Source organism: Pseudomonas sp. CLCA07 (assembly GCF_053615335.1).
The window spans coordinates 2,511,544-2,528,328 of sequence record NZ_CM132131.1 but is presented as its reverse complement, the minus strand read 5'-3'; the positions used below and the strand labels follow the sequence as shown (position 1 = coordinate 2,528,328).

General features: G+C 58.6%; 15 protein-coding genes. 7 read left to right on the top strand and 8 right to left on the bottom strand.

Translation table 11 applies throughout. From position 1 onward, the window contains the following. The first annotated feature begins 34 nt into the window (after positions 1-34). From ACWGZX_RS11700 to ACWGZX_RS11690, 3 genes are all read left to right on the top strand, one after another. Positions 35-1,324 (top strand): GGDEF domain-containing protein, encoded by a 1,290-nt coding sequence (locus ACWGZX_RS11700; RefSeq protein ID WP_452628396.1) that lies wholly within the window; start codon positions 35-37, stop codon positions 1,322-1,324. 90 nt (positions 1,325-1,414) lie between these two features. After that, a complete protein-coding gene (locus ACWGZX_RS11695; RefSeq protein ID WP_452628395.1) occupies positions 1,415-3,211 on the top strand; it encodes an acyl-CoA dehydrogenase C-terminal domain-containing protein in 1,797 nt (598 codons plus the stop codon). Between the two features lie 189 nt (positions 3,212-3,400). Next, complete coding sequence (locus tag ACWGZX_RS11690; protein WP_452628394.1) at positions 3,401-5,179, top strand: acyl-CoA dehydrogenase C-terminal domain-containing protein; 1,779 nt, start codon at positions 3,401-3,403, stop codon at positions 5,177-5,179. Between the two features lie 228 nt (positions 5,180-5,407). On the opposite strand, the gene ACWGZX_RS11685 is transcribed toward ACWGZX_RS11690, so the two are convergent. Further along, positions 5,408-6,337 carry a LysR family transcriptional regulator gene (locus ACWGZX_RS11685; protein ID WP_452628393.1) on the bottom strand — a complete coding sequence of 310 codons (930 nt, stop codon included), beginning with the start codon at positions 6,335-6,337 and terminating at the stop codon, positions 5,408-5,410. A 169-nt stretch (positions 6,338-6,506) separates the two neighbouring features. On the opposite strand from ACWGZX_RS11685, the gene ACWGZX_RS11680 reads away from it, so the two are divergent. The 4 genes from ACWGZX_RS11680 to ACWGZX_RS11665 all read left to right on the top strand — a co-directional run bounded on the left by ACWGZX_RS11680 (position 6,507) and on the right by ACWGZX_RS11665 (position 8,905). Beyond that, positions 6,507-7,742 carry an aspartate aminotransferase family protein gene (locus ACWGZX_RS11680; protein ID WP_452628392.1) on the top strand — a complete coding sequence of 412 codons (1,236 nt, stop codon included), beginning with the start codon at positions 6,507-6,509 and terminating at the stop codon, positions 7,740-7,742. Between the two features lie 250 nt (positions 7,743-7,992). Continuing rightward, entirely contained in the window at positions 7,993-8,349 is a 357-nt protein-coding gene (locus ACWGZX_RS11675) for a type II toxin-antitoxin system RelE/ParE family toxin (RefSeq protein ID WP_452629006.1), read from the top strand. Further along, on the top strand, positions 8,342-8,662 hold the full coding sequence (locus tag ACWGZX_RS11670) for a helix-turn-helix domain-containing protein (RefSeq protein ID WP_452628391.1): 321 nt from the start codon (positions 8,342-8,344) through the stop codon (positions 8,660-8,662). The genes ACWGZX_RS11675 and ACWGZX_RS11670 overlap by 8 nt, the downstream gene beginning before the upstream one ends. Positions 8,663-8,746: 84 nt before the next feature. Then, positions 8,747-8,905 (top strand): YqaE/Pmp3 family membrane protein, encoded by a 159-nt coding sequence (locus tag ACWGZX_RS11665; protein WP_007947822.1) that lies wholly within the window; start codon positions 8,747-8,749, stop codon positions 8,903-8,905. 114 nt (positions 8,906-9,019) lie between these two features. Here the strand turns inward: ACWGZX_RS11665 and ACWGZX_RS11660 are convergent, their stop codons facing one another. The 7 genes from ACWGZX_RS11660 to pqqF form a co-directional block, all read right to left on the bottom strand. Next, positions 9,020-10,852: a S9 family peptidase gene (locus ACWGZX_RS11660; protein WP_452628390.1), complete on the bottom strand. Its 1,833-nt coding sequence runs from the start codon at positions 10,850-10,852 to the stop codon at positions 9,020-9,022. After that, positions 10,818-11,960, bottom strand: coding sequence for a pyrroloquinoline quinone biosynthesis protein PqqE (gene pqqE / locus ACWGZX_RS11655; RefSeq protein ID WP_452629005.1), 1,143 nt, complete (start codon positions 11,958-11,960; stop codon positions 10,818-10,820). Before pqqE ends, ACWGZX_RS11660 begins: the two co-directional genes overlap by 35 nt. 4 nt (positions 11,961-11,964) lie before the next feature. Then, positions 11,965-12,240, bottom strand: coding sequence for a pyrroloquinoline quinone biosynthesis peptide chaperone PqqD (pqqD, locus tag ACWGZX_RS11650; RefSeq protein ID WP_223515004.1), 276 nt, complete (start codon positions 12,238-12,240; stop codon positions 11,965-11,967). After that, complete coding sequence (gene pqqC, locus ACWGZX_RS11645) at positions 12,237-12,989, bottom strand: pyrroloquinoline-quinone synthase PqqC (RefSeq protein ID WP_452628389.1); 753 nt, start codon at positions 12,987-12,989, stop codon at positions 12,237-12,239. Before pqqC ends, pqqD begins: the two co-directional genes overlap by 4 nt. Before the next feature lie 117 nt (positions 12,990-13,106). Continuing rightward, positions 13,107-14,018, bottom strand: a complete 912-nt coding sequence (pqqB, locus tag ACWGZX_RS11640; protein ID WP_452628388.1) for a pyrroloquinoline quinone biosynthesis protein PqqB — start codon at positions 14,016-14,018, stop codon at positions 13,107-13,109. A gap of 75 nt (positions 14,019-14,093) precedes the next feature. Further along, positions 14,094-14,168, bottom strand: a complete 75-nt coding sequence (pqqA, locus tag ACWGZX_RS11635) for a pyrroloquinoline quinone precursor peptide PqqA (RefSeq protein ID WP_009045898.1) — start codon at positions 14,166-14,168, stop codon at positions 14,094-14,096. A gap of 155 nt (positions 14,169-14,323) precedes the next feature. Beyond that, entirely contained in the window at positions 14,324-16,747 is a 2,424-nt protein-coding gene (pqqF, locus tag ACWGZX_RS11630; RefSeq protein WP_452628387.1) for a pyrroloquinoline quinone biosynthesis protein PqqF, read from the bottom strand. Positions 16,748-16,785 lie beyond the last annotated feature (38 nt).

The following is a 16,785-nucleotide window of genomic DNA, read 5'->3' as shown; positions in this document are numbered from 1 at the left end:
CCATCTATTTGTCATGACGGACGGAGCTTTACCCTTGCCGCGTTCTTCCGCTGTGCGTTTAAGCCATTTCCTACCGTCGTTACTGCTCTTACTTGCGGGGCTTGCGGCTGCCTACATCAAGGAACTGAACGTTTTCTTCACCTCGCTGTTCAACGTACTGCCAACACTGGTGCTGTTGCTCGGCGGTGCTTACTGCGCGGTGTACCGACGTCAGCGTGAGCTGTTTCTGATGGTCACGGTGTACATCGCCTACTTTTTGCTCGACACCCAGACCGACTATTACCGCGACTACGGCAAAGTGCGTGATGACGCCGCCGTGGTCTTCCATTTGTGTTGCCTGTTGCTGCCGCTGATGTTTGGCGTGTTCGCCGCCTGGCAGGAACGCACACACCTGTTTCAGGACATGGTGGCGCGCTTCGCTGTGTTGCTGGCCGTTGGCAGTGTGGCGCTGGCGCTGGAGCAAAGTTACCCACAGGCCTTGTTGGTGTGGTTGTCGGAGATCCGTTGGCCGGCGTTGCATGGCGCCTGGATGAGCCTGATCCAGCTGTCTTATCCGGTGTTCATCGCTTCGTTCCTGCTGTTGTGTTGGCAATACTGGCGCAACCCACGACCGCTGCATGCGGCTCAGTTGGTCGGTTTGCTCGGGTTGTTCTGGGCGCTGCCGAAAACCTTCATTCTTCCGTTTACTCTCAACATCATGTGCAGTCAGGTGATGTTGATGATTGCCGCGGCGGTCGCCCACGAGGCCTATCAAATGGCCTTCCGCGACGAACTCACCGGCCTGCCGGGTCGTCGCGCCTTGAACGAACGGATGCAGCGGTTGGGGCGCAATTACGTGCTGGCCATGAGCGACGTCGATCACTTCAAGAAATTCAACGACACCCACGGTCATGATGTCGGTGACCAGGTGTTGCGCCTGGTCGCCAGCAAGCTGTCGAAAATTGGCGGAGGCGGTAGGGCGTATCGCTACGGAGGTGAGGAATTTGCGCTGGTGTTCGCGGGCAAGACGCTCGAAGAATGCATGCCACACCTGGAAGTCATCCGCGAATCCATCGCCACCTACAATATTCAGCTGCGCAATCAGGACAGCCGGCCTCGGGACGATCAGCAAGGTCGCCAGCGTCGCTCGGGCACGGGAGCATCCAGTGTGTCGGTTACGGTCAGCATCGGTGTCGCCGAACGCCTGGAGCAACGGTCCCCCGAAAAGGTCCTCAAGTCAGCGGATGAAGCGCTCTACAGCGCCAAAGGCGCCGGGCGAAACTGCGTGGTGGCGTTCGGTCAGGCGCGCCGTGGCGCGGTGCGCATGGACGCCGCTGCGGGTTGAGTGATGATGGCGCATTCAGCGTTTGGACTGTGATTGTGAGGCGTGGTGGGCGACAGTAGGTTTGAAGCATCTGCTGACGGAGAAACGACCATGCCTGAGTACAAAGCTCCCCTGCGCGACATGCGCTTTCTGATCGACCACGTCTTCGATTTCCACAGCAACTACGCTGCGCTGGGCGCCACCGACGCCAGCCCGGACATGGTCAACGCGATCCTCGAAGAAGGCGCGAAATTCTGTGAGAACGTTTTGGCCCCGCTGAATCGCAGCGGTGACGAAGAGGGCTGCCATTTCGACAATGGCGTGGTGACAACGCCTGCAGGTTTCAAGCAGGCTTTCGCACAATACGTCGAGGGCGGCTGGCATGGTCTGGCGGCGGATCCGGCGTACGGCGGCCAGGGCTTGCCAAGTTCGCTGGGACTGGTCATCGGCGAGATGGTCGGCTCCAGCAACACGTCCTGGGGCATGTATCCGGGCCTGACCCACGGCGCGATGTCGGCGATCCACGCTCACGGCACCGAAGAACAGAAAAACACCTATCTGAGCAAACTCACTGCGGGCCAATGGACCGGCACCATGTGCTTGACCGAAGCCCATTGCGGCACCGACCTGGGCATGATCAAAACGCGTGCCGTGCCTTCAGCCGATGGCAGCTACGCGATCTCCGGCAGCAAGATTTTTATCTCGGCCGGCGAGCACGATATGAGTGACAACATCATTCATCTGGTGCTGGCGAAACTGCCGGACGCACCGGCCGGTACCCGGGGCATTTCGCTGTTTATCGTGCCCAAGTTCTTGCCCAATGCCGAGGGAGAGGCGGGCGAACGCAACGGCGTTTCCTGCGGTTCGATCGAACACAAAATGGGCATCAAGGCTTCGGCGACCTGCGTACTGAACTTCGATGGTGCCAAAGGTTTCTTGATCGGCGAACTGAACAAAGGCCTGAACTGCATGTTCACTATGATGAACCACGCGCGCCTCGGCACCGGGATGCAGGGGTTGTGTCTGGGTGAGGCAAGCTTTCAGGGCGCAATCAAATACGCCAACGACCGCTTGCAAATGCGCTCGCTGACCGGCCCGAAAGCGCCGGAGAAAGCCGCCGACCCAATCATCGTTCATCCTGACGTGCGCCGGATGTTGTTGACCATGAAAGCCTTCAACGAAGGCAACCGAGCGCTGACCTATTTCACCGCGCAGTTGCTGGACGTGGTGCATCTGAGTCCGGATGAAACCGCACGCCAGGACGCCGAAGACCTGCTGGCCTTCCTGACACCCATCTGCAAAGCCTTCATGACCGACACCGGGCTGGAAGTGACCAATCACGGCATGCAGGTGTTTGGCGGGCACGGTTTCATTCGTGAGTGGGGCATGGAGCAGTTGGTTCGCGATTGCCGGATTGCGCCAATCTACGAAGGCACCAACGGCATTCAGGCGCTGGACTTGCTCGGGCGCAAAGTGCTCGGCAGTCAGGGCAAGCTGCTGCGCGGCTTCACCAAAATCGTGCACAAGTTCTGCGCGGCGAACGCCGAGCATCCGCAACTTGCCAGCTATGTGGCGCAGCTCAACGCACTGAATCAGCAGTGGGGCGAGGTGACCACCAACGTCGGCATGGCCGCGATGAAAAATGCCGACGAAGTCGGCGCGGCATCGGTGGATTACCTGATGTACAGCGGTTACATCATCCTCGGCTATCTGTGGCTGCGCATGGCACTGGTGGCTCAGGCGCAACTCGATGCGGGGAGCGCTGATGCCGATTATTGCCAGGGCAAGCTCGCGACCAACGAGTTTTACTTCAAGCGTTTGCTGCCACGCACTGCCGCTCATCGGGCGGCCATCGAGGCGGGAAGTGATTGCCTGATGAAGCTGCCGGCGGAGTTGTTTGCGCTTTAGTCTTTAAAATCCGTCACAAGGGGGAACCCGCGTAATTGCGGGTTTTTTAATGACTGAATAGTCGGTGACTAAACATTACAATATGGTCATGGGCTGACCCTATGTGTCGCAAAAGTTGTTGGGTTACACTCGGACCCAACGAAAGCACCACTCCTACGAATCACCTGTTTAGATCTTGCGAGGTTTGCCATGGCTGACTACAAAGCGCCCCTGCGCGATATGCGCTTCGTCCTCAATGAAGTTTTCGAGGTCGCCAAACTCTGGGCCGAGCTGCCTGCGCTGGCTGAGACCGTCGATGCGGAAACCGTCGAAGCCATTCTTGAAGAAGCCGGCAAAGTCACCAGCAAAAGCATCGCGCCATTGAGCCGTGCGGCTGACGAAGAGGGTTGCCATTGGACAGACGGTGCCGTCACCACGCCGGCAGGTTTCCCACAGGCTTATCAGACTTATGCCGAAGGCGGCTGGGTCGGCGTCGGTGGTGATCCGACTTACGGCGGCATGGGCATGCCCAAGGCCGTTTCGGCGCAGGTCGAAGAAATGGTCAATTCCGCCAGCCTGTCGTTTGGTCTGTACCCGATGCTGACGGCCGGCGCCTGCCTGTCGATCAACGCCCATGCCAGCGAAGAGCTGAAAGCCGCGTACCTGCCGAACATGTACGCCGGCGTCTGGGCCGGTTCCATGTGCCTGACTGAGCCGCATGCTGGTACTGATCTCGGGATCATTCGCACCAAGGCCGAACCTCAGGCCGACGGTTCCTACAAAGTCAGCGGCACCAAGATCTTCATCACCGGTGGCGAGCACGATCTGACCGAGAACATCATCCACTTGGTGCTGGCCAAACTGCCGGATGCGCCGGCGGGTCCAAAAGGCATTTCGCTGTTCCTGGTGCCGAAGTTCATGATTAATGCCGACGGCAGCCTCGGCGCGCGCAACCCTTTGAGCTGCGGTTCGATCGAACACAAAATGGGCATCCAGGCATCCGCGACCTGTGTGATGAACTTCGACGAAGCCGTCGGTTACCTGGTCGGCGAGCCGAATAAAGGCCTGGCGGCGATGTTCACCATGATGAACTACGAGCGTCTGGGCGTCGGTATCCAGGGCCTGGCGACTGGCGAGCGCTCTTATCAGAACGCCGTTGAGTACGCTCGCGACCGCCTGCAAAGCCGTTCGCCGACCGGCGCTCAAAACAAAGACAAGGTCGCAGACCCGATCATCGTCCATCCGGACGTGCGTCGCATGCTGTTGACCATGAAAGCCTCGAACGAAGGCGGTCGTGCATTTTCCACTTACGTGGCGATGCAACTGGACACCGCCAAGTTCAGCGAAGACGCGACCACCCGCAAGCGCGCTGAAGATCTGGTGGCCTTGTTGACCCCGGTGGCCAAGGCGTTCCTGACCGACCTGGGTCTGGAAACCACCGTTCATGGCCAGCAAGTGTTCGGCGGCCACGGTTACATCCGTGAGTGGGGCCAAGAGCAATTGGTACGCGACGTGCGTATCACCCAGATCTACGAGGGCACCAACGGCATTCAGGCGCTGGACCTGGTCGGGCGCAAGATCGTCGGCACCGGCGGGGCGTTCTACAACCTGTTCGCTGACGAGATCCGTCACTTCACCGCAACGGCCAGCGCCGATCTGGCGGAGTTCACCAAACCGCTGAACGATGCCGTGACGACCCTCGACGAACTGACCGCCTGGTTGCTGGATCGCGCGAAAAACAACCCGAATGAAATCGGCGCTGCTTCGGTCGAGTACCTGCAAACCTTCGGTTACGTCGCCTACGCCTACATGTGGGCACTGATGGCCAAGGCTGCTTTTGGCAAGGAAGCGCAGGACGATTTCTATGCGAGCAAGTTGGGCACGGCGCGTTTCTATTTCGCCCGTCTGTTGCCACGCATTCACTCGTTGAGCGCATCGGTGAAAGCCGGTAGCGAATCGCTGTTCCTGCTGGATGCTGCACAGTTCTGATAAATATGACGTCATGTAAGCAATCTCTTACATGACGTGCTGCTGTTCTCCCATAGGCGAAGATTGGATCCAGAGTTAATCTTCTTCACATGGACGTCGCGCAGGAAGCGCAAAGCAACAACACGGACACGTAGGATTCTGCCAGGACGGCGGAGTGAAATGGATGTCAGGGAAACAGTCTGCAAAGCCCCGCTTCGGCGGGGTTTTCTTTTGAGTGCAGAAAAGTGATCAGCTCAGCCCTTCGAGGTTTTTCGAGCGGTTCAAGCGTTCATCAGGCTCGTTCATCACGTCCTCCAGCAACGTGCGCAATAAGGCCAGCGAGGCCTGCTGCCGCTGTACATCCCGACACACCAGACCGACTTTCAGCGGCACTCGCGGCTCGGTCAGCGGTTTCCACAGCAGTTCGTTATTGCCGAGCGCCTTTTGCGAGCGTCCGGGCAGTACTGTCGCCAATTGGGTGTGCAGCAGGCTGTCGAGAATCCCCGCCATGTTATTCAACTCAGCCTGGACCTGTGGACGCCTTCCGAGGCTGGCCAGTTGTGTTTGCCAGATTTGCCGCACCTGGAACTCTTCTCCCAGCAGTAGCATCGGCAATTCGGCAGCCTGACTCATGGAGACTTTCTTGAATTCGCGCAACGGGTGATCGGCGGGGATGACCAGGGTCAGTTCATCTTCATACAGCATCACGCCATGCAACCCGGGCTGACGCGGCGGCAGGTAGCTGATGCCGATGTCCAGCGAGCCGTTAAGCAGGCGTCGCTCGATTTCCAGCCCGGTCAGTTCGTAGATCTGCACCACCAGATGCGGCTGGGCTTTGCGCACCCGTTCGAGCATCTGCGGGACCAGGCTGGTGTGGACCGTCTGCAACACGCCAATCGCCAATGTACGCAGCGCTTGCCCCTTGAAGTTGCCCAGCGCCTCGCGTGCGCGCTGCATGCCGTCCAGCAATGGCACTGCGTGGTTGTACAAAGTGTGAGCAGCTAGCGTGGGCAGCAGGCGTTTGCTGCTGCGTTCAAACAGGCTCACATCGAGGTGCTGTTCGAGGTGGCGGATCTGCTGGGACAACGCGGGCTGGGAGATTGAAAGCCGCTCGGCGGCCCGGCCGACATGGCCTTCTTCGTAGACCGCGACGAAATAACGCAGTTGCTTGAAATCCATAGGAAATACTTATCGAAAATGCTGAGAAATCGAAATAGCCCGAGGCCGTGCCAAAGCCTAGTCTAACTGCATTCACGAGGCTTGCAGGGCCAGAACGCACCATGAATACCGTTTGCAGCGAGGTTATATCCATAGGTAAGGCAAAAAACCTCCATCGAGGTTTTTCCGGATGAGTCTGTTCAATTTACGGCGCACCACGCCGAGTCTTGATGATCTGGCGTTCGACACCTTCCAGCCCTCCAGCAACCACCACCATTCCAGCGAATACCTGATGCCCAGCATCGCGCAGCCGAAACAAATTTTCGTCCGAGGCCAGGGCTCCTGGTTGTGGGACAGCGATGACCGCGCTTACCTGGATTTTACCCAAGGTGGCGGGGCCAATAGTCTGGGGCACAGTCCTTCGGTACTGGTCCAGGCGATTGCGCAACAGGCTCAATCACTGATCAATCCCGGTTTTTCCCTGCACAATCGCGGCATGCTCAACCTTGCCGGGCGCCTCTGCACCGCCACGGGTAGTGATCAGGCGTACCTGCTCAACAGTGGCAGCGAAGCCTGTGAAGCAGCGATCAAACTCGCGTGCAAATGGGGCCGACGCTATCGCGGTGGTGCTTCGCGCATCATCGTTGCCAGCAAAGGCTGGCATGGCCGTAGTTTCGGGACGATGTCGGATTTGCACCACGTACCCTTCAATGATCTTGCAGCCTTGCACGCGGCGGTCGACGCCCGGACCGTGGCAATCATGCTTGAACCGATTCAGAACGAAGCGGGAGTGATCCCGGCCACCGAGCATTACCTCAAGGGCGTCGAACGGCTGTGTCGTGAGCTGGGCATTCTGTTGATCCTCGACGAGGTGCAAACCGGTATAGGGCGTTGCGGCACCTTGCTCGCCGAACAGTCCTACGGTGTTCGGGCAGATGTCATCGTCCTCGGCAAGAGTTTGGGTGGTGGCGTGCCGCTGGCTGCATTGCTGGCGCGGGGCAAGGCCTGCTGTTTCGAAATGGGCGAACCAAGCGGTACCCATCATGGCAATGCCTTGATGTCAGCTGCCGGGCTGGCGGTGCTCGACAGCGTGCAGGACAAGGGTTTTCTCGAACATGTCAGGGACGCCGGTCAACACCTGCGCGAAGGCCTGGGGCGTTTGTCCCATCGCTATGGTCACGGCGAATTGCGCGGTCAAGGGCTGCTCTGGGGGCTGACGCTGTCGGACGATTCGGCTATCGCCGTGGTCAATGCTGCTCTTTACGAAGGCCTGCTGCTCAGTGCCCCGCAACCCGACTGCCTGCGCTTCACTCCCGCACTTACGGTCAGCGACGCGAACATCGACGAAATGCTGCTGCGTTTGACTCGTGCCTTCTCCCGTGTGCGCACCGCGCAATTGCAGTGCCGCAAAGGGATTGCGGTCTGATCAGATCTGTCCCACAAAAATTCCAGAACCGTCTCGCGGTAATAACGCATCGCCCCACGTTTGATTCTTTTCGCGTGGGGCGTTTTTTTGTCTCTGCATTTTGCCAAATGCATTGCGTGCTTGAGCGATAGCGGGATTGGTGGCTTTTTAAAAGGACCGGCAAGGAATGCCGTGCCAATGAAACAGTTTTATTGAAGAACTGGTTTTGAAATCTATACCACTGGGTGGTATGTTTTTGGAAGGGATGCCAATGTCACCAAGGTTATTCAAGGCAAAACGCTTTGCGATGCAAGCCGAAAAAGCATGGATCGGTGACGAGGAGCTTCGAGAGGCATTCACCGAAATGCTCAATGGCCAAGCGGAAAATCTTGGCGGCGGGGTCTGGAAGAAGCGTTTGAATGCCAATCGGCATCGTTCGATTGTCCTGGCCAGAGGGGCCAATTACTGCGTTTATCAGTTTCTGTATGCCAAGAAGGATCAGAGCAATATCACTCCGAGGCAGTTGGCCGATTTACGCGAATTGTCCAAGGTCTACGCAGGGCTGACCGAGATGGAACTCCAGCGCTTGCTGGATATGAAGGAGTTTGTGGAGATACCTCATGAGTAAAAAATACAAAAGTGAAATATCGGAATCGATCCACGAGTCGGCCAGTGCTTTGTTTGCCATCGGTGTAATCAGCAAGGCGACCATGCGTGAATTCGATGAATCATGTCTTGCGACGGTTCCTGATGCGATCCCGGCGGAGCAAATCAAAGCGCTACGTGAGCGCAATAACGTCAGTCAGCCGGTGTTCGCGCGATATCTGAACACCAGCGCTTCGACGGTTAAACAATGGGAGTCGGGTTACAAACAACCCAGTGGCATGGCGCTGAAGTTGCTGAGCATCGTCCAGAAACATGGCCTTGAAATACTGGCCTGAGGCATTGCACTGAACCCTGACGAACGGTACAGGTCGATTAGCTATAGTGCTCATACGAACCCACTTCAAATCAGGAGCTGCCCCATGGACTTTGTTCGAATCATCATCGCCATTCTGTTGCCGCCATTGGGTGTATTTCTGCAAGTCGGTTTCGGCGGGGCGTTCTGGCTGAATATTTTGCTGACGTTGTGCGGGTATATTCCGGGAATCGTGCATGCGGTTTATATCATCGCCAAGCGCTGAGGTTTGCGGGGTTAGATAGACCGCTATCGCGAGCAGGCTCGCTCCCACATTGGATCTAAGGTGTTGCAGAAATCCCTGTAGGAGTGAGCCTGTTCGCGATGGACGCGCCGCTAATCAGGCATTGTCCCCAAGCTCCATCACCCGCCGATAAAACAACCACTCCTGCTCCAGCGCATGGGCTTGATTGCCAGCCTTGCGAAAGCCGTGGCGTTCGTCCGCGTAGTAATGCGCTTCAACCAGAATGCCGTTGTCCTGCAGCGCCGTGACCATGTCGCGGGTCTGTTGCGGCACGACCACCGCATCCAATTCACCTTGAAAGAAGATCATCGGCACGCTGATGTTGCTCGCATGCAGCAAAGGCGTTCGCGCGGCATAGCGTTCTGCATCCTGCACCGGATCGCCGATCAACCAGTCCAGATAATCGCCTTCGAATTTGTGAGTGGCACGGCCCAGTGCGACGGGATCGCTGACGCCGTACAAACTGGCGCCGGCGCGGAAGACGTTGTGAAAGGCCAACGCACAAAGGGTGGTGTAGCCACCGGCACTGCCACCGCGAATAAACGCCTTGTCGCCATCAATCAAGCCTCGTTCGGCCAGATGAGCGACGACCGCGCAGGCATCTTCCACATCCACAACGCCCCAGCTCAAATGCAGTGCCTGGCGATAAGCCCGGCCATAGCCGCTGCTGCCTCGATAATTGAGATCGGCCACGGCAAAGCCGCGTTGCGCCCAGTATTGAATGCGTGGATCGAGCATTGGATAACAGGCCGACGTCGGCCCGCCGTGAATGAACACCACCAGCGGTGGCTTTGTGTCTCCGTTCATCGCCGGATAGAAGAAACCGTGGGCCTCGCCCGAACCGCTCGGGTAACGCAGGGTTTGCGGGACGCTGATCTGTTCGGCAGGTAAGGGTGCAATCCCACCGGCCAATACCTTGACCTGTCGGCTATCGCGGTCGATGGCAATGACCGCCGCCGAACTGATCGGCGATGCGGCGATGCAGTAAATGAATTGCTCATCCAGTGCGAGATGGCGGAAGCGGCTGTAGGTGCCAGTGAAGTCTTCAGCGGTGTCACCGCAAAGGCCCAATTGGCCAAATCCGTCTTCGGTCCAACTGGCCAGATATTTGTTTTCAGCGAAAGGCAGCCAGGTACAACCACCCAGTTGCCAGGGCGCGGGCCCATGATCCGCTGCGGCACTTGGTAAAGGGCTCAAACCGTCTAAAGACTCTATCCATGGCTGCCAATAACCGCCACGATCCGTCAGGCAATACAAACGGCCGCTGCTGTCGAAGCGGGGCTGCTGCAGTGACTCCTGAATACCCTCGCCCGCCACGCAGCGCGGCGGTGCAAACCCGCCATCGCTCTGGCGTTCGGCAATCATCAGTCGAGTCGCGGTCCAGGGCTGATCCGGCCGGCTCCACTCGATCCATGCCAAGCGTTGCGAGTCTGGGCTCAGGGTCGGCGCCGCGTAGAAGTCGGCACCTTCCGCCAGCAGATGACGCCCACCATCATTCACATCAATCGCCACCAGCCGATGCCGGTCACGGTTCTCTTCAACCGCCAAAACGTGTCCGTTGGCGAATTGCAGATCACCGTAACGGTATTCGCTTGAAGTCAGCACTTCAGGCGTTTCACCCTTCAGCGATTGCCGATACAACTGCTGGTCCGCCTCGTTGACGAAAACAATCCCGTCATCGGTCAGACAAAACGCGCCACCGCCATATTCGTACACCCGACTGCGCACACTGAAGCCCGCTGGCGTCAGGCAACGCGCCTGGCCATCACGCCAATGCCAGATCCGGCAGGCGGCATCTTCGGGCCGGTATTCGTTCCAGAACAGGCCATGATGACCGACCTGCAGTTCGGCAAAATCGACACCGGCAGCGACGGCTTTCGCCGCACTGAAGGGCTCAGCTTTTTGCGATGAGTCGTGAATTTCGTTCATTGCGAAAGGCCAGTTGTTCAATGGTCTGGGTTGCGTGCTCGGCTTCTTCGCGGGCCTTGAGAATCACGCCGTGATGTTCCGACTTGCTGCACACCGGGTCTGCGTTGCTCGCGTTACCAGTGAGCATGAACGCCTGGCAGCGACAGCCGCCAAAGTCCTTTTCCTTCTCGTCGCAGGAGCGGCAGGGCTCGGGCATCCAGTCGTAACCGCGAAAGCGGTTGAAGCCGAACGAGTCGTACCAGATGTGCTGCATGCTGTGGTCGCGCACGTTGGGAAATTGTACCGGCAGCTGTCGGGCGCCGTGACAGGGCAGGGCGGTGCCGTCCGGGGTGACCGTCAGAAAGATGCTGCCCCAGCCATTCATGCAGGCTTTCGGGCGCTCTTCATAATAGTCCGGTGTGACGAAAATCAACTTGCACGGATGCCCTTCTGCTTCGAGTTTGGCGCGGTATTCGTTGGTGATGCGCTCGGCGCGGACCAGTTGTTCTTTGGTTGGCAACAGGCCGACCCGATTGAGCTGCGCCCATCCGTAAAACTGGCAGGTGGCGAGTTCGACGAAGTCCGCCTCAAGAGCGATGCACAGCTCAATGATCCGGTCGATCTTGTCGATGTTGTGCCGATGGGTCACGAAATTCAGCACCATAGGGTAGCCGTGAGCTTTCACCGCACGGGCCATTTCCAGCTTCTGTGCAAAGGCCTTTTTCGAGCCGGCCAGCAGATTATTCACTTGCTCGTCGCTGGCCTGAAAGCTGATCTGAATATGATCCAGGCCGGCCTTCTTGAAGTCGCTGATTTTCTGCTCGGTCAGACCGATGCCGGAGGTGATCAGGTTGGTGTAGAAACCCAGCTTGCGCGCCTCGGCAATCAATTCGGCGAGGTCTTGGCGCACCAGCGGTTCACCACCGGAAAAACCCAACTGCGCCGCGCCCATCTCCCGCGCTTCGCGGAACACTTTCAGCCACTGCTCGGTACTCAATTCTTTGCCTTGCTCGGCGAAGTCCAGTGGATTGGAGCAGTACGGGCATTGCAGCGGGCAGCGGTAAGTCAGCTCGGCGAGAAGCCAGAGCGGCAAGCCGATTTCAGGTTTTGGCGGTAACTTGTCTGACAGGGAATCAGGCAAGTTCGATCCAGTGCTGAGCACGCGCGACCTCCATGAATTGCTCGATGTCTTCACCGAGCTCGGGCACGCCGGGGAACTGTGCGTCCAGTTCGGCAATGATCGCCGCGACATCGCGTTCGCCGTCGATCAAGCCGCCGATCAGCGCGGCGCTTTCATTGAGTTTGATCATGCCTTCCGGGTACAGCAACACATGGCCTTTCTGCGCCGGTTCGTACTGGAAACGGTAGCCCATGCGCCAGGTCGGGGTCTTGCTGCGGTCGAAACTCATAAGGCGATTCCTTTGTGCCAGACCCGTTGCTCGGTCACGCTGTGATATGGCGGGCGTTTCAGTTCGTAGGCCATGCTCATGGCATCGAGCATGCTCCAAAGAATGTCCAGTTTGAACTGGAGAATTTCCAGCATGCGCTCTTGGCCTTCCCGCGTCGTGTAGTGCTGCAAGGTGATGGCTAGACCGTGTTCCACATCGCGGCGCGCCTGGCCCAGACGGGTTCGGAAGTATTCGTAGCCGGCCGGGTCGATCCACGGGTAATGCTGCGGCCAGCTGTCCAGGCGCGATTGGTGGATCTGCGGCGCGAACAGTTCGGTCAGCGAGCTGCTGGCGGCTTCCTGCCAACTGGCCCGGCGAGCGAAGTTGACGTAGGCGTCGACAGCGAAGCGCACGCCGGGCAGAACCAATTCCTGCGAGCGCAGTTGATCCGGGTCGAGGCCAACGGCCTGGCCCAGTCGCAACCAGGCTTCGATGCCACCGTCTTCGCCGGGGGCGCCGTCGTGGTCGAGCAGGCGCTGGATCCACTCGCGACGGATCTCGCGGTCCGGGCAGTTGGCGAGGATCGCGGCATCTTTCAGGGGAATGTTCACCTGATAGTAGAAGCGGTTGGCGACCCAGCCCTGGATCTGTTCGCGGGTCGCCCGGCCTTCATACATCGCCACATGGTAGGGGTGATGGATGTGGTAATAGGCGCCTTTGGCGCGCAGGGCGGCCTCGAATTCGGCGGGGGACATTGCGGTGTCAGTCATTGCGTTACTCCGGTGGATTTGCGGTGTCTGATCTGACCTCATCGCGGGCAAGCCACGCTCCCACAGTTGATCGCGTGAACCTGTGGGAGCGTGGCTTGCCCGCGATGGGGCCCTCCGCTACAACACAATACTCATGCCGTCATAAGCCACTTCAACATCGCGCCGAACCAGTTCGGCACGCTCCGGCGAATCCTCATCAAGAATCGGATTGGTGTTGTTGATGTGGATAAGCACCTTGCGCTGTTTCGGCAGTTGCTCCAGCACTTCCAACATCCCGCCCGGGCCATTCTGCGCAAGGTGGCCCATTTCCCGGCCGGTACGGGCGCCGACGCCACGGCGCTGCATTTCATCGTCGTCCCACATCGTGCCGTCCACCAGCAGGCAGTCGCTGTCGGCCATGATTTCCAGCAGCGGCGCGTCCACCTTGCCCAGCCCCGGCGCGTAGAACAGTTTGCCGCCGGTGTTCAGGTCTTCGATGATCAAGCCGATGTTGTCGCCGGGGTGCGGGTCAAAACGGTGTGGCGAATACGGCGGGGCGGCGCTACGCAGCGGCAGCGGGGTGAAACGCAGGCTCGGGCAGGCCGCAATGGTGAAGCTGCGGTCAAGTTCGATCCGGTTCCAGTCCAGCCCGCCATTCCAGTGGGTCAGCATGGTGAACAGCGGGAAGCCAGTGCTCAAGTCTTCATGGACCATGTCGGTGCACCAGACCTGGTGCGGGCAACCTTCGCGCAGGCTGAGCAGGCCAGTGGTGTGATCGATCTGGCTGTCCATCAGGATGATCGCGCTGATGCCGGTATCGCGCAGGGCGCGGCCAGGTTGCATCGGGGCAAAGCTTTGAAGCTGGGCGCGGATGTCTGGCGAAGCGTTGCACAGCACCCAGTTCACACCGTTATCGGAGATCGCGATGGACGACTGGGTCCGCGCCTTGGCGTTCAGGCTGCCATCGCGAAAACCGGCACAGTTCACGCAATTGCAATTCCACTGTGGGAAACCGCCGCCGGCGGCGGAACCTAGAATCTGGACAAACATGACCGCTCCATCATTCGAAACCTGAAAATAAAAACGCCTCGGCGAGCCGAGGCGTAGCACTGCGATACAAAAAGATTAGCGGCTTGCGAAGTACATGGTGACTTCAAAACCGATACGCAGGTCGGTGTAAGCAGGTTTGGACCAGGACATGGGAGCGCTCCTTCAGGTGATGAGACAGTTGAGACCTATACATATAGTCCACCTCCAGGCGGAGATGTTCAGATAGTTAGGTTGCTATGTTACTCAAAATTACAGTGCGGTTGCCCGTGAAACTTTGAGAAAGCTAATTGCAGCGCCTGTAATGATCATTTTGTCACTTGCCAAACCGCACTCGGGGCAGGACCGCTGGCCAGGCAGCGCCAGCCACCGACTGCTTGATTCAATCGCTGCCCGGCGGCCAGTAATGCTTCGCGGTCGATCATCAGAATCGTTTCAGGCAGTTGCTCCAGATAATCCGACGAGTGGCCAGCCAGTTTACCCTGCCAGAGCAGTTCGGCAGCCTGATGGACGGGCAGGGCGTTCAGGTCGAATTGCTCCGCCAAGGACTGACGCTGGGCGATGAAGGTGGCCTCGTCAATGCCTTCGATCATTCCTGGCAACTCACTCAAAAAGTGTTCGATGTGTTCCAGCAGACCGGCAGGTGCAACGCTCGGTGATTGCACGCCGAACAGAATCCCGGTCTGCCCATGGATCTGGCGCAATGCGCTGAACACGGCATAGCCCAGTTGTAAGTCCACCCGCAGGCGCTGGTAGAACGGTGTCTGGCACAGGTGCGCGAGCAAGCGCCAAGCGGCTTCATCGGCGATGTCCGGCGTGGCGATGGGACAGAACAGCAATAGCGCGTGTTCGCTGGAATCGGTATCGACAGTGCTCCACAGGCGCTGCGAGTTGATCGAGGGCTGCGACGATTGTTGATCCGCAACGCCGGGAACGCGGCTCAGTGCCAAGCCCATTGCTGCTTGTGTCTGTGACGACAAGCCAACGGCCAGACCTTCCCAGCGCGCGCTCGACCAAAGTTGCTGCAAGTCCCCTGAGACAACGGCGGGTTCAAGGCACTGATCAGGCAGCGCCTTCAGCAGCTGTTTGATCGGCAGCAACGCAACGCTTGGCAGTTCATCCTGTGAGAATCCGGCTCCGGGTGTGGTCAGCTCTTTCAGCGCGTGTTCGAGGACGGCTGGCATCGGTGCCTGTAGCCCCGTCATCTTCAGCAGCCATTCATTGCCTGAGGCACTGAAGGAAAAGTCGACACCTGCCTGACGCGCATCTTCACGCAATGGCTGCAACTGGTTTTCCAGGGTCGACTGAAGGCTGGCGTGAGGTTTGAAGTCGAGTCGCCAGCGCAGATAAATCGCTCCTTCATCAGTGTTGTCCGGCAAGGCCTGACTGAACTGCATCGGGGAGTTTTCGCGACGACTGCGCGAGCGGTCCTGGGCAAACGTGCGCAGACCACGGTGTTTGCTGGTCTGGCCGCGAATCAGCCCGGCATTGGCAGCGGGTGCCTCAGCGCGCAAAAACGGGTTAGGCGATGGCAGTTGCCATTCACTGCTGAAGTTATCCACAACGCCGATTTTACTCAGGATGTCCTTGAGGGTTGCAACGCCCTGATCGGATAACCCGGTTTCCAGTTGCTCGCTGTCTCGTTGGGCCAGTTGTAAGGGGCCGCTGACTTGCTGTTGGCGTTGAAACCGGGCGATGTACTCTTCGTGCAAGCTGGCCCAATCTTGATGGGAGGCAAAAAAGCCCAGCCAGTCGAGCAACCTCTCGCGGATCACGCTCCCCGGTTGTGTGGTGGTGAATTCGATGTGCAGCAAAGCTTGCCCGGCGAACTGGTAGAGCGGCGCGGCTTTCAGGCTGTCAGCCAGACCCTGTTCACGCAGCTTCGCCATCAGGCCACCAGGTTTTTCGGTGTTCAGCCAATGGCACAGAAACGCCAGCGCTTCTCGTGATGACTCAGACAACGCTTCGAACGCGAACAGAAGATCCAGCCGATGTTCGCCAGTCTGTTGATAAGTTTTTTCCGAGGCGTTCATCAGCAAAGCAGGCGATTGTTGCGGGACTCGTTGCCCGACGGGAATCTCGGCGCCAAAACGCTGAGCCATCTCACGTAACTCATCGAGACTCTGCGGCCCGGCCAGGCTGAGTGTCATCTGCCCGGTCTGATAAAACCGCTGATGGAAATCCTGCAACGCTTGCTGAAACTCAGGCTGCGGCACCGGCAGGCTGTCGCGGTTGCCGGCATGAAACCCGCGCAAGGGATGAGTCGGTGAAAGCCCGTCGAGCAGCGCTAATTGTTGTTGCGCCGCTGCATCCTGTGACCAGGCGACGAATTCCGCGTGCAGCACTTCTCGTTCCCGCAACTGCTCGTCCGGATTCATACGTGGATGAGCGAGCATGTCTGACAGACGCTCCAGCCCTCCGGCAAACGCCTGAGTCGGCAGTTCGAAAAAGAAGTCGGTGGTGCGTTCACTGGTTCGCGCATTGACCTGACCGCCATGACCTTGAACGTAGGCCATCAGTCCCTGGCCGGCAGGAAAACGCTCGGTGCCAAGAAACAGCAAATGCTCAAGAAAGTGCGCCAGACCGGGCCAGGCCAGCGGCACATCGTGACTGCCTGCCGCGACCCTCAGCACCGCCGCACAACGCTTCAAATTCGGGGCATGACGCAGCGTCACCTGCAAGCCGTTGGCCAGGGTTTCAGTGTGGGGGCGAGGGTGATTCAGCGCAGGCATGAGCACTTCCAGAACAGATAAGCGCTAATGCTAGCGGA